Source organism: Aeromonas sp. R6-2, from assembly GCF_040908155.1.
Classification (GTDB): Bacteria; Pseudomonadota; Gammaproteobacteria; order Enterobacterales; family Aeromonadaceae; genus Aeromonas; species Aeromonas schubertii.
Genome location: NZ_JBFODE010000006.1, coordinates 116,249 through 129,133, shown reverse-complemented (window position 1 = coordinate 129,133; position 12,885 = coordinate 116,249). Strand labels below are relative to the sequence as shown.

At 60.0% G+C, this 12,885-nt stretch carries 11 protein-coding genes; 8 read left to right on the top strand and 3 right to left on the bottom strand.

The genetic code is table 11. The annotated features are described in order from the left end of the window. The first annotated feature begins 10 nt into the window (after positions 1-10). From AB5Y48_RS00895 to AB5Y48_RS00880, 4 genes are read left to right on the top strand one after another with little or no spacing between them, the layout of a single operon-like run. Positions 11-2,113: an SLBB domain-containing protein gene (locus AB5Y48_RS00895; RefSeq protein ID WP_368163460.1), complete on the top strand. Its 2,103-nt coding sequence runs from the start codon at positions 11-13 to the stop codon at positions 2,111-2,113. Then, a complete protein-coding gene (locus AB5Y48_RS00890) occupies positions 2,113-2,784 on the top strand; it encodes a CpsD/CapB family tyrosine-protein kinase (protein ID WP_224160077.1) in 672 nt (223 codons plus the stop codon). The genes AB5Y48_RS00895 and AB5Y48_RS00890 overlap by 1 nt, the downstream gene beginning before the upstream one ends. 1 nt (position 2,785) lies before the next feature. Then, positions 2,786-4,282, top strand: a complete 1,497-nt coding sequence (locus AB5Y48_RS00885) for a SpoIIE family protein phosphatase (protein ID WP_368163458.1) — start codon at positions 2,786-2,788, stop codon at positions 4,280-4,282. Continuing rightward, positions 4,279-5,181, top strand: coding sequence for a triacylglycerol lipase (locus AB5Y48_RS00880; RefSeq protein WP_050664871.1), 903 nt, complete (start codon positions 4,279-4,281; stop codon positions 5,179-5,181). Before AB5Y48_RS00885 ends, AB5Y48_RS00880 begins: the two co-directional genes overlap by 4 nt. 36 nt (positions 5,182-5,217) lie before the next feature. Here the strand turns inward: AB5Y48_RS00880 and AB5Y48_RS00875 are convergent, their stop codons facing one another. After that, complete coding sequence (locus AB5Y48_RS00875; RefSeq protein ID WP_060586134.1) at positions 5,218-7,188, bottom strand: SDR family oxidoreductase; 1,971 nt, start codon at positions 7,186-7,188, stop codon at positions 5,218-5,220. Positions 7,189-7,451: 263 nt separating this feature from the next. On the opposite strand from AB5Y48_RS00875, the gene AB5Y48_RS00870 reads away from it, so the two are divergent. The 4 genes from AB5Y48_RS00870 to AB5Y48_RS00855 all read left to right on the top strand — a co-directional run bounded on the left by AB5Y48_RS00870 (position 7,452) and on the right by AB5Y48_RS00855 (position 10,758). Then, on the top strand, positions 7,452-8,012 hold the full coding sequence (locus AB5Y48_RS00870; protein ID WP_368163456.1) for a phasin family protein: 561 nt from the start codon (positions 7,452-7,454) through the stop codon (positions 8,010-8,012). A gap of 106 nt (positions 8,013-8,118) precedes the next feature. Beyond that, the gene (locus tag AB5Y48_RS00865; RefSeq protein WP_368163455.1) at positions 8,119-9,294 is read left to right on the top strand and encodes a patatin-like phospholipase family protein; all 1,176 of its coding nucleotides are present in this window, start codon (positions 8,119-8,121) and stop codon (positions 9,292-9,294) included. Further along, positions 9,278-9,952 (top strand): TetR/AcrR family transcriptional regulator, encoded by a 675-nt coding sequence (locus AB5Y48_RS00860; RefSeq protein WP_136613519.1) that lies wholly within the window; start codon positions 9,278-9,280, stop codon positions 9,950-9,952. The genes AB5Y48_RS00865 and AB5Y48_RS00860 overlap by 17 nt, the downstream gene beginning before the upstream one ends. Before the next feature lie 11 nt (positions 9,953-9,963). After that, positions 9,964-10,758 carry a hypothetical protein gene (locus AB5Y48_RS00855; protein ID WP_082177862.1) on the top strand — a complete coding sequence of 265 codons (795 nt, stop codon included), beginning with the start codon at positions 9,964-9,966 and terminating at the stop codon, positions 10,756-10,758. Positions 10,759-10,804: 46 nt separating this feature from the next. On the opposite strand, the gene AB5Y48_RS00850 is transcribed toward AB5Y48_RS00855, so the two are convergent. Further along, positions 10,805-12,247 carry a wax ester/triacylglycerol synthase family O-acyltransferase gene (locus AB5Y48_RS00850; protein WP_368163454.1) on the bottom strand — a complete coding sequence of 481 codons (1,443 nt, stop codon included), beginning with the start codon at positions 12,245-12,247 and terminating at the stop codon, positions 10,805-10,807. 229 nt (positions 12,248-12,476) lie between these two features. Further along, a complete protein-coding gene (locus tag AB5Y48_RS00845) occupies positions 12,477-12,800 on the bottom strand; it encodes a polyhydroxyalkanoic acid system family protein (RefSeq protein ID WP_368163452.1) in 324 nt (107 codons plus the stop codon). Between the last annotated feature and the right edge of the window lie 85 nt (positions 12,801-12,885).

Sequence of the window (12,885 nt, the reverse complement as noted above, 5' to 3'; positions counted from 1 at the left end):
AGAAACGCCGATGATCCTGCTGCGCCGTCTGATCTGCATTGTCTGTCTCATTCTGGCCCTGCCGGGTCAGGCCGAGTCACTCCTCGAGCCGGGCGATCGCCTGCAGATCGACTTACCCGGTGAAGAGGCCTTCTCGCAACCCTTCTCACTCGATCGCGAGCGTCGCATCAACCTGCCCGAGGTGGGGGGGCTTTCTTTGGCGGGGATGACCCTCTCCCAGGCCGAGAGCGCAATCCGCACCCAGCTGGGCAAGGCCTTCAGCAGCCTCGACAATCTCAAGATCCGTTTGCTCGAGCGGCGCCTGCTGGTGACCGTCATGGGCTATGTGCACAAGCCAGGCAGTTACGATCTCCCCCCCGATGGCAACGTGCAACTGGCTATCGATGCGGCCGGTGGCCTGGTACCGGGTGCCCAGCTCAACAACATGCAGGTTCGCCGCGGCAAGGAGGTGATGAGCTTCGATTACAAGCGTTACCTCGATAGTGGCGATCTCTCCTTGCTCCCACCCTTGAATTCTCTGGATGTGGTCTTCGTACCCGCCTCCCCTTTAATCGGCAACGTCCAGATCGATTTTGATGCGGCAACCTTGGCGGCTGGCGGGGATGCGGGGGATGCCGACAAGGCGATCAAGGTCTTTGGTGAGGTGAACAACCCCGGAGCCTTCAGCTTCAAGAGTGGCAATAGTGTGGTCGATCTCCTGATGCGTGCGGGCGGGGTAACCCGCTTTGCCGGGGTGGAGCGTATACGCATCATCAATGGTAACGAACCCAGGTTGTTCGATCTCAAGGCCTATCTCGATTCGGGCAACAGCGCCCTGCTACCCGAGCTCGCCCCCGGAGCCACCATCTTTGTCCCCAAGGACGAGGAGCAGATAAAACGGGGGGCCCGCACCGTCTATATCATGGGAGAGGTGTTCAAACCGGGGGCCTATGAGGGGAAAGAGGGCGATACCTTTCTCGATATCCTGGCCAATGCAGGAGGGCCGACCCGTTATGCCGAGAGTCGCCAGATCCGGCTGCTGCGCAGCAACGGCCGGGTCGAGGCCTTTGACCTGCAAGGCTACACGGAGGGGCTCTCTGCGTCCCTGCCCAAGGTGCAGCCCGGCGACGCCATCTTCATTCCCGAGAAGACCGACATCAACGAGAAGTCCTGGCTCAAGGTCGCGCCCGGACGCGCCGTCATGGTGCTCGGGGCCGTGCGCCTGCCGGGTCGCTACGAATGGTCAGACGAGATGAGCCTGCTCGATCTGTTGGCTCATGCGGGAGGCCCCAACGAACGGGCCGATATTGCCAAGGTGCAGATCCTGGAAAAACAGGGAAGCCGCGCCAACCCGACCCTGTTTGATCTGGACCACTTCCTCCATCAGGGCGGCGATCTGGGTGCCCTGCCAAAGGTTCGGGCCGGCTACACCATCATGATCCCCGAACTGCCCACCGACCCCAGCGACAACAAGTCCCAGTGGGTACGGCAATCGCCCCAGAGCTCTATCTATGTGTTTGGTCAGGTCGGGGCCCCCGGCCGCTACGCCTTTAACGATCAGATGGGGTTTCTCGACATTCTGTCGGCAGCCGACGGGCCTACCGCCAATGCGGATCTGCGCAACGTGCGGATCGCCCATCGGGATGGAACCCGGGCCCGGGTGACCCGCCTCGATCTCTCGCGCTATTTCGAAACCGGTGACGAGACGCTGCTCCCCCGGGTGGTGGTGGGAGACTCCATCTATATCCCCGAAAAGAATCGCCCCTGGATTGATGAGCCCAAGGAGGAGACGGTTCGCGTACTCGGTGCCATCGCCAGGCCGGGCCGCTACCGCTTCACCAGCGCCATGACATTGCTCGATCTGTTGGCCGAGGCGGGGGGGCCTACCAGTACTGCCTATATCAAGAACATCATAGTGGTGAATCAGGCCAGCAGTGCCGAGGGGGATCAGGCGCGCAGTTTCGATCTCGACGGGTTTGTGCGGGAGCCGGACTTTTCCCGGTTGCCGCTACTGCGTGCCGGGGACACGGTCTTTATCCCCGATGCCAAGAGCAGTGGGTGGGCCATCTTCATGGATGGCATGCGTGATATCGCCACCACCTTGTCGGTGGCCGTGTTGATAGGGAGTCTGTGATGGGCATACCGGTTCACTACCTGGAACTTGAACGCATCTACGCCGCGACCCTCAGCAGCGGGATACGTACCCTGGCGATCACCTCCGCCTGTGGCGGTGAAGGCACCACCAGTCTGTGCCGGGCACTGGCCCGCCGTGCCGCCGTGGATGGATTGCGTACCCTGCTGGTAGATTTCGATCTGCATCACCATGGTCTGAGCGAGGCGCCGCTACCCTGGACCCCGGATGCCCCCCCCTCCCCCCTGCTGCAAGAGGAGCGCCTCTCCCTGATGCCGGCTCCGAGCCAGAATTTGCTTCCCTTCCGTCGCCGTGAAGCCGTCGAGGGGCTGCTGGGTGGCTGGCTCAAGGAGTATGACGTGGTGCTGGTCGATACCTCCCCGCTCAATGCCGTCAATCACGGCAACCTGCCGGCGGAGCAGATCTGTGCCTTCTGTGAGGCCTGCCTGATGGTCGTGCTGTGCGGTGTCACCCCGGCGCACCAGGTAGAAACGGCAGTGAGTCGCCTGCGCGCCAGAGAGGCCAGGTTGCTGGGATGTGTCTACAACGATCGCCACACGCCAACACTGCGAGAGCAGCTTCTCACCGCCCTGGCTCCCTGGCGACGCTGGCTTCCCCTGCGTCGTCTCGAGGGGTGGCTGCGTCGCACCCCCCTGCTCAATATGTCCCTCTAAGATGGAAAGGAACCTGCTTCAACTCTCCGAGTCGGCCACCCTGGAGGGCGTTCGCGCCCTGCGCCGAGGACTTATGCTGCGTCTCGAACAATTGGGGCTTGAGAGCCGCGAGCAGGATCGCTGGCTGCTGGGCCTCAGTGAGGCGGCCACCAACGTGGTACGCCACACCCGACCGGCGGCGACCCGACTACACCTCACGTTGCGTCAGCAAGGGAATGCCCTCGTGCTGGAGTTGGCTGATGATGGGGGGGCGCCTGCACCCCTTGGTCCCGTACATCATCCCGGTGTGGCCGAAGGGGGATATGGCCTGCTGCTTCTGTCGTCGCTCTTTGACGAGCTCTCCAGCGAGGTTCATGACGGGCTCAATCGACTGGTCTTGAGACGGCAAGGTGTGCTGGATTCGGTGCGCCCGACCCTGCTGGTGATTGACGACGACAGGGCGACCCGGGTACTGCTCGAAAATTATCTGAAGGAGCACTATCAGGTGATAGCGGTCTCCTCCCCCGACGTGGCGCTTGGTCTCATCAACCCCTCGGATGGTGAGGGTTGCCGGGTCGACCTGGTGCTATCGGATATCGAGATGGAGGGCACTGACGGGATCACCTTCCGTCGCCGTTTGATGCGAGAGGCCTCGACCGGCGTCATCCCCTTCATCTTTCTTACCGGCCATGGGGATGAGGAGACCCAGAGCAGGGTCAGTGCACTCGGGATCGACGATCTGTTGACCAAGCCGGTGGATAAACGGATCCTGCTGCGCACCGTAGACAGGATACTCAAGCGCGCCGGACAGTTGCAGCAGCAGTGGGGAGATACCCTGGATCGCCGCTATACCGCAGCCCTGAGGCCTGAGTTGGGGCCGCTTCCCATCGGGTGGCATGGGGCCCTTCGAACCCGTAACGCCTCCCGGGGAGGCGGTGATCTGCTGCTCTGTAGTGGCTCCCTGCTCTGGCTTGGGGATGTGATGGGACACGATGAGGTGGCCAAGTTTTTTGCCCACGCCTATGCCGGTTATCTGCGCGGCCTGCTCCTCTCCCAAGAGGTTCAGGCCCCGGCGATGCTGCTGGAGCATCTCTCCCGCATCGTGCGCGACGATCCCACCCTGGGGACGGCACTCATCACGGGGGTGATGGTGAGGCTCGAGCCTGGTGGAGCGTGCTGCTGGGCCAGTGCGGGCCATCCCCTCCCCTGGCGGATTACGGTGGCGGGGGCGGCTCCCGAAGGTGAAATCGGCCCTCTGCCGGGCCTGCTGCCACAGGGGGGGTATCGGGAGTGGCGGGTTCAGCTGCAACCCGGGGAGCGATTGCTGCTGATGACAGACGGCCTCATCGAGGCCCGCGATGGCGGCGGCGTGGAGCGCGAACTCGACGCCGTGCTGGCCGAGTTGGCACCACTGCCGCTCGAGTCGGCGGCCGAGCGACTGCTCACCTGGTTTGATGCCCGCCATCCAAATGGGCCCGATGATGACATGACGCTTATCTTGCTGGAGGCAACACAGTGACGATGAACCGGCAGATGCAGCTGTTGCTGCTTGTCGAAGTGGTAATGTTTGGGGCCTTGGGGCACCTGCTCTTTGGTCTGGGTCTGGCAGGTAGCGTGCTCTTTGTGCTCCTGGTTCAACTGGTGTTGAGAGTCATGGTCGTGCTGGCTACCTGGGGCTTCTCCCGCTTCTTTGCCTCGCCGGCACCGCCGCTTGGGGTGAGGGGGTGGCTATGGATGATAGGGTTCGAGCTCTACGCCTATATCCTCACCTTTAACTGGCTCATTCCCTTTGAAACCGTCTTGATGAGGCACGACCGGATGGCCCCGTGTCGACGCCCACTGCTGCTGGTTCACGGCTATGGTTGCAACCGGGGGATCTGGCTGCCTCTGGTACGCAGGCTCGAGAGACGAGGGCACGTGGTGGCGACCCTCTCGCTGACCCCTCCCTTTGGCCATATCGACGACATGGTGCCCCAGCTGGCGCGACGCATCGACGCGGTTCTCATTGCAACGGGAGCCACTCGGGTGACGCTCATTGGGCATAGTATGGGGGGCCTGGTCTGCCGTGACTATCTGGCGCTGCATGGCGCCGGCAAGGTGGATCGCCTCGTGACCCTGGCGACGCCCCATCAGGGGAGTGAACTCGCCAACTTGGGGATTGGAGACAACGCCCGAGAGATGGAGCCCGGATCGGGTTGGTTGCAACGCTTCGCCGCCATGCCTATTCCTGTTACGGGGGTGTCGGTTCGCACCACCCATGACAACTTCGTCATGCCCCAGGACCGTCAGCATATGGCGGGTCTGGAGGATGTGCCTCTGGTCGGGGTCGGCCATCTGAGCCTTCTCTATCTGCCCGTGCTGACGACCCTTATCGAGGCATCACTTGCCGACTCCGAGCCACAAAAAGAGAGGGCCTGATCTCAGGCCCTCTGCTCACTCATCACTTCCCTTTCGTTAGAAGTGGATCCCCTTGATCAGGGTCGAGATGGCCGCCTGATCGGCACTGGCCTTGGAGCGATCGCCATCCTTGGGATCCGAGAAGGTGCGAAAACTGGTGTTCATGATGACCTGTGCCACCCGGGGGGCCACCGCATGCACCAGTTGCCCGAAGACCCCGAGCCGGGTCGCCAGTCGCACATGCTTGTTGATGATAGTGTCACACACCATGTCGGCAGCCTCTTCCGACGTCAGCATGGGGACCTGGTCATAGACCTTGGTGGGCGCCACCATGGGGGTCTTCACCAGCGGCATGTTGATGATGGAGAAGTTGACCCCCTTGTCGGCAAACTCGGAGGCGGCGGTACGCACCCAGGCATCTAGGGCTGCCTTGGAGGAGACATAGGCCGAGAACCGGGGGGCATTGGTCAACACCCCGATGGAGGAGATGTTGATGATATGGCCGCGCTTGCGCTCAATCATATCGGGGAGTACCCCCATGATCACCTTGAGTGCACCGAAGTAGTTGAGCTGCATGGTCCGCTCGAGATCGTGGAAGCGGTCGAAAGAGTCTTCGATGGCGCGACGGATGGAGCGGCCCGCATTATTGATCAGTACCTCGACCGGACCGTGGTCGGCCAGGATCTGCGCCGTGATGGTTGAGGCCTCCTCCAGATTGGCGATATCCCCCTGATAGGCATGCAGGGTAAAGCCCGCCTCGGCAAACTCGGCCTGGGTCTCGGCGATCTTGACCGGATCGCGGGCTATGGTCACCACGGTGGCGCCCGCTTCGAGGAGGCGACGGGCGGTCGCCTTGCCAATCCCCGACGTAGCCCCGGTGATCAGCACCACCTTGCCCTCTACCCGCCCACGCAGGGTGCGGTCGATAAAGAGATCCGGATCGAGATGCCGCTCCCAATAGTCCCACAGGCGCCAGGCATAGCTATGCAGTGCGGGAACCTCGATGCCACTCCCCTTGAGGGCACGCAGGGTCTCACGACTGTCGAAACGGGTTGGATAACTGATGAGGCGGAAGATGTCTTTGGGAAGCCCCAGATCCTCGATGGCCGCATCACGAATACGCCGCACCGGTGTCAGGGCCATCAACATGGTCATCAGATGGCGCGGGATCACGTTAAAGAGGCTGGCGTTGATGCGAATGGCCGGCTCCGGAGCATGGGCTGCCCTGGAGAAGGTGGCCAGCATGTCTCCGACACGCATGGGGTTGGGATCGGTCAGGTGGAAGCACTTGCCATCCTCCCCTTCCAGGTGCGCCAGATAGTCCATGGCGTCGACCACGAAGTCCACAGGTACCACGTTGATGCGACCGCCCTCTATGCCCAGAGCCGGCATCCAGGGGGGCAACATACGGCGCAGTTTCTGGATCATCTTGAAGAAGTAATAGGGGCCATCGACCTTGTCCATCTCGCCGGTGCGAGAGTCACCGACGACGATGGCCGGTCGGTAGATGCGCCAGGCCAGGGTAGTGTGATCGCGAACCAGCCCCTCGGCGTCGTGCTTGGTCTTGAAGTAAGGCATGTCCAGATGCTCTGCTTCATCGAACATGTCTTCCCGGAACAGTCCATCGAACAAACCCGCAGCGGCAATTGAGCTGCAGTGATGAAAACGGCACCCCTGCAGTGACTCGGCCAGCAACAACGCCTGACGGGTACCCTCCACATTGACGCGAACCTGGACATCGGCCGGGGCATTGAGATCGTAAATAGCGGCCAGATGGAAGAAGTGATCGACCCGCCCCCGCATGGCTTCCAACTGCTGTGAAGAGACGCCCAGCATAGGGTCGGTGAGATCCCCAAACACAGGAATGGCGCGATGTTCGTCAACCTGCCAGAAATGATAGAGCTCTTCCAGTTTCTCCCTATGCTGTTCGCGCATCAGGAAATAGACTCTGCTTTCGCCACGCTCCAGCAATTTTTTAATCAAACGACGGCCGATAAAGCCGCTTCCACCGGTAACAAAATATTCCATATCGAAAACATCCATGGCGTACTGAGTAAGACATTACTTGCGCTAGATATAACATGACTTACATCAATTTTAAATTGTCAGTTTTATTACATGACCAATGCCACATATATGATGTTGATGGGTTCCATTATTAGGTAGAACCCTCTATTTTTTCTCCCTAGACTGGTGTTGAAAGGCAGGCAAAAGGTGCCGAGATACAACATTCCATCATCATGTTGTGATCGCCGTTACGTTTGTTGAAATAGATACTCAAGGAGAAGATCATGGCCAAGAAACTCAAAGCGTTGGCAGGCTCTGTCACCGACAACCAACTCGCCTCCACCATCAAGGAATCGACTCAGCAGATCTGGCTGGCCGGCCTCGGTGCCTATGCCAAGGCCCACGAAGAGGGTGGCAAGATCTTCGATGCTCTGGTTCAGGAAGGTGAAGCCCTGCAGGCCAAGACCCGCCATGCAGCCGATCAGAAGATTGCCGCCATGGCTGACAAGACCTCCGGTACCTGGGGACGCCTGGAGCAGGTGTTTGAGGAGCGTGTGGCCCGCGCCGTTGCCAGCTTGGGGATCCCGACTCGCAAGGATATCGACAAGCTCTCCAAGCGTATGGCCGAGCTGACCGAGGTCGTACAGCAGTTGATCGAGGCACAAGAGCAAGAAGAAGCCGCTCCCCAGGCCAAGCCGGCCCCGGTTGCCCGCAAGGCTCCCCCGAAAAAGGCACCGCCCAAGAAGGCTCCGGTGAAAGAGGAGACCAAGGATCTGGTGGTGGAGATGGAGCTCGTTGAGCCCGCCAAGGAGGAGATCAGGAAGGATGAGGCAGTCGTCTCCTGATGCTCTTCTCTCTCGTTAACACAGACCGGCCCTCGCCCCTCGCCAGGGCCGGTTTTTATTGGAACGAACCATCGGTTGATATTTGAGCAGCGATGGGAGGCGTGAGATGAGCAAGATTGCGATAGCGCTGGCAGGAGGTGGTCCCCTCGGCGGGATCTATGAAATTGGTGCCAGTGTGGCCCTGGCCGAATCGATCCACGGGCTGCGTCTGGAGCGTCTCGATGGTTATGTGGGAGTGAGCTCGGGCGCCGTGATCGCCTCCATTCTGGCCAACGGGGTCCCTCCCCACAAACTGGCTCGCATCCTTATCAATGACGACAGTGGCGATCTGTTTGACCCCTCAACCCTGCTTCGCCCCGCCTTTGGCGAGTTTGCCCAGCGCCTGGCGATGTTTCCCGCCCTGCTGGCCGAATCCCTGTGGGATTACGTCAAGACCCCCTGGAAGCACACCCTGTTTGAATCGATGCAGCACCTGGCCAAATCTATCCCGGCCGGCCTGTTTGATAATCAGGGGGTTGACCGGATCCTGACCGATTTCTTTGCCAAGCCCGGCAGAAGCAACGATTTTCGTGCCCTGCGCAGTCCCCTGTTTGTCATCGCGACCGAGCTCGATACCGGCCGTCCCGTTGCCTTCGGAACGCCGGGGCTGGATCACATCCCCATCTCGGCGGCGGTACAGGCGTCGGCTGCCTTGCCGGGTCTCTTCCCTCCGTCGTTTATCGAGGGGCGTTATTACGTAGATGGCGCACTCATCAAGACGCTGCACGCCTCGGTAGCGCTGCAGGAGGGAGCCGATCTGGTGTTCTGCATCAACCCCCTGGTCCCCTTCGATGCGGAGTTGGCCGGTTGCCACCAGGTCGGCTCAGAGAGCCTGGTCGAGAGCGGATTGCCGGTGGTACTGGCGCAGACCTTTCGTGCCATTATTCACTCGCGCATGCACGTCGGGATGGACCGCTATCGCCACCAGTACCCCGATGCGGATGTGTTGTTGTTTGAGCCCTCACCGGCCGATCGCGAAATGTTTTTTACCAACGTCTTCAGCTATCGGGATCGCCGCCGTCTCTGTGAACATGCCTACCAGCATACCCGTGCCGAGCTGTTGCGTCGGGCCTCCGAGCTTGCCCCCAAGCTCGCGCGCCATGGTCTGGAGCTGGATCTTGGTCTGCTTGAGGAGGAGCGCTCCCTCATCTCCCCCTCCAGCAGTGCGGCCGCCGATCTCGAGCGCACCCTGGGTGACTGGCTCCATCGCCTGAGAGAACGACACAATGACGAGCAACGCTAAGACCTGCGTCAGGGGAAAACCCAAACGGCGCACCCGGGAGCGCATTCTCGAGACGGCCCTGGCCCAGTTCAACCTGCTGGGGGAGCCCACTGTCACCACCTCCGCGATTGCCGCCGAGATGGGGATAAGCCAGGGGAACCTCTATTACCATTTTCGTAACAAAGAAGAGATAGTGTTGGCACTGCTTGGGGAGTTTGAGCTACAAATGGCACCCCTGCTTGATGCCATGAGCCAGCCGACCGGTGAGCCGGAGGATGTCTGGCTTTTTTTGCATCTGATGTTTGAGTCAATTTGGCGATATCGTTTTTTTTACTATGATATCAGCACGTTAATGAGCAACCATCGGCAGGTAGAGAGCCATTTTCGCGCCTTGCTGGCCCGCAAGCAGCGCACGGCGCATGCCTTGTGCCTGCATCTGGAGCAGGCTCGATTGCTCAATGCCACGGCAGCCCAGATGGAGGCCCTGTCGCGTAATCTGGTGTTGGTAGGGACTTTCTGGATCTCCTATCAGCGCGCCCTTAATCCAAGGGGAGATGCCGATATCGCCCTCGGCGTCTACCAGGTGATGCAACTGGTCGCCCCTTATCTCAGAACCGATGCCCGCGAGCACCTGCAACTGCTGGCGGAGCACTACACCTCGCAACGTCCCGCTTCTTAGGGAGAGACATGATGTCCAACATGGAGAACAAGATGGCTGAATTTATCCCCTTCCCCTTCCCGGCCTATGACTACTCCGGCGACAAGCTGGCTCAGCATTGGGAGCGTCTGCACCGCGGCGATGCCGAGCCCTGGCCCGATAACGAGACGGTACAGCAGGCCTGGGCGGCCTACCATGCAGGTGACTTTGGTCGTGCTGTCGAATTGGGTCTCGCGGCCGGTGATGAGGGGATCAACGTGGTCAACAAGGCCCTGGTGATCCACGCCTCCTACCTGCTCGATGACAAGTATGCCAAGCGTGAGGCCTTCGAGCAGGCGGCCGCCCAGGCCGAGCGTCTGCAGAAAATTGATCCTGACAACGCCAATGCCTGGTACTTCCACGCCCTGGCGCTGGGGCGCTATAGCCAAGTGGTCTCGGTTTCCAAGGCCCTCTCTCAGGGGCTCGGGGACAAGGTGCGGGCGAGCCTTGAGAAGGCACTGGCGCTGGCGCCGGATCATGCCGAGGCACATATCGCCTTCGGTGCCTGGCATGCGGAGATCCTCGACAAGTTGGGCGCCATGATAGGTGGCCTTACCTACGGCGCCAAGAAGGATGAAGTGGAGCGCCACTTCAAGGCGGCCCTCGAGTGGATGCCCGACTCGGCCATCGCCCGCATGGAGTATGCCAACGCCATTGCCATGCTCCATGGCAAGAGTCGTCTGAAAGAGGCCGAGGCACTCTACGCCGAAGCCGCCGAATGCGACCCCCTCGATGCCATGGAGCGCCTCGATGTGGAAGCGGCCCGGGAAGAGGTGGCCGAAGAGTAAGGGACACCCCAAAGAGCAAGGGCAGGCCAATGGCCTGCCCTTCTTTTTATGCCTGGGCAGCGCAGAGATAGTGTTCGATGGCCTCGGGATCCTCAAGGAGGTCGGCCGGCTCCAGCAGTACCAGCAACAGCAGTTGTTCGAACTCATGGGCGAAGCGATTGACGATCTTCTCCGGGTCCGGGATCCGCTTCTTGTCGGTGATAAGCCCCAGCTGCACCTTACCGTCATAGGAGAGGATGGAGACGCCAATGCCGATATCGCCGGCCTGGGGCACCCAGAAGAGGGGTTGACGCAGCCGGGCGCCCGCCAGATAGAGGGTCTGTTGCGGTCCCGGGACATTGGTGATCACCATGGAGGCCTTGGCCGACAGTACCTCGACCACCTGCTGCTGAACCGTCCTGGGGGCCATGCCTATCGCCTCGAGCAGGTTCAGGACCACCGCGGGTTGGCACGAGGATTTCAAGGCCTGCATCCGCTCGCGCACCTTGTAGAGACGCTGCAACGGGTTATCGAGATCGACCGGCAGATCCAGCGCCACCAGCCCGAAGCGATTACCCAGCTCACCCTTGTCATGGGGTCCGCGCATATTGACCGGCACCAGAGAGCGAACGGAGAGATCGCCGGTCCCGTCTCCTTTCTCCTCCAGATAGCCACGAAACGCTCCCGTTGCGGCGGCGATAAGCAGATCGTTGACAGAGCAACCCAGTACGCGCCCCACGGCCTTGACATCGGGCAGAGGGATCTGCTCTGACCAGGCGACGCGTTTGGTACTGCCCGTCTCCCCCTTGAAACGGGTTGGGCTGTCGTCGGGTAGCGTGGCGATGGTCACCAGCTCGGAGGTCACATCCCGGGTGATCTTCGCATAGTCGATGATGCGAGCAGGATTGGTGGCCAGCTCTATGTATTTCGACCAGATCTTGCCGGTCATTTTCAGACCCATTCGAAGCAGGCGGCTGCCATGGTGATCCTCGTCACTCTGTTGCTCGTGATGGGGATCTGCTGGCCCGAGTCCACGCTCCCGGGTTGGCGTTGGGGTCTCATCCATCATGGTCAGCATGGCCTTGATCAGCGAGAAGCCGTCACCGATGGCATGATGGAAGCGCATCACCAGTGCCTGACCCCCGAGTGAGGTGTCAGTCAGGTGAATTTCCCAGAGAGGACGCTGGGGGTTAAGGGGGGTCGAGGCAAAGTCTGCGACCAGTTTCTCGAGCTCATGTTGGCCCGCATCCCCCGGCAGAATGACCCGCTTGAGGTGGAGATCCAGATCGAAGTCGGTGTCTTCACGCCAGTAATAGACACCGCCTTCCAACACGGCGCGCTGTCTGAATCTGGGTTGCTGGGCTATGGTGTGCAGCAGGTTGTGGCGCAGCTGCCCTTCATCGAGTTGCCCGTCAAACATGAGTACACCCACTATCTGCATCAGATTATTGGGTCTGTCCATCCGCAACCATGCGGTATCGACACAAGTGATCATTTCACACAACGACATGTCAGTTCCCTTAAATTGTTTCAAACATTACGTCCAATACGGTGCATCTATGGTTCGGCAGTCAAATATAATGTTTGAATTCTTATCCAGCCCTTATGAATTCCTTTACGCGCCGGAAGATAGAAATAAAAAATGAAGGCCAAAGCCTCATTTCACTCAACGATGATTTGTCGTGCACCTGTATAAGTGCCCATGCAGTGTCAATAGCCAGTTCTGACAGGTGGTAATATCAACCGGCAGGACAGGGAATACGATGAGCCATATAGTCGAGGATCTCCTGCTCCAGAGTACTGCGTAATGGCAACAGAAACAGTCCAAGATTGACTTCCAGTTCGAGTTGGCTCTCACCCAGCGTCAGGGAGCCTTCGACACCGCTGCCTTTAAATTCGAGCAGATGTGTCTCGCTCCACTCCATATCGAGCTGATAATTGCTCGCCAGGTCGGCGGCAATCGCCTCAGCGGCCAGACGAGCACCGGCGAGCCCCAACTGATGCTGACGTGAAATCTGTATGGTGGAGAGGGAGCCGCTGCTACGAGGTTCATAGAGAAACATGGATCATACTCAAATGGTGGCGAATGCTACTGATACTAAGCACATGAGAACAACATGTGAAGAGATAGGGCGACATAAGTGGGAT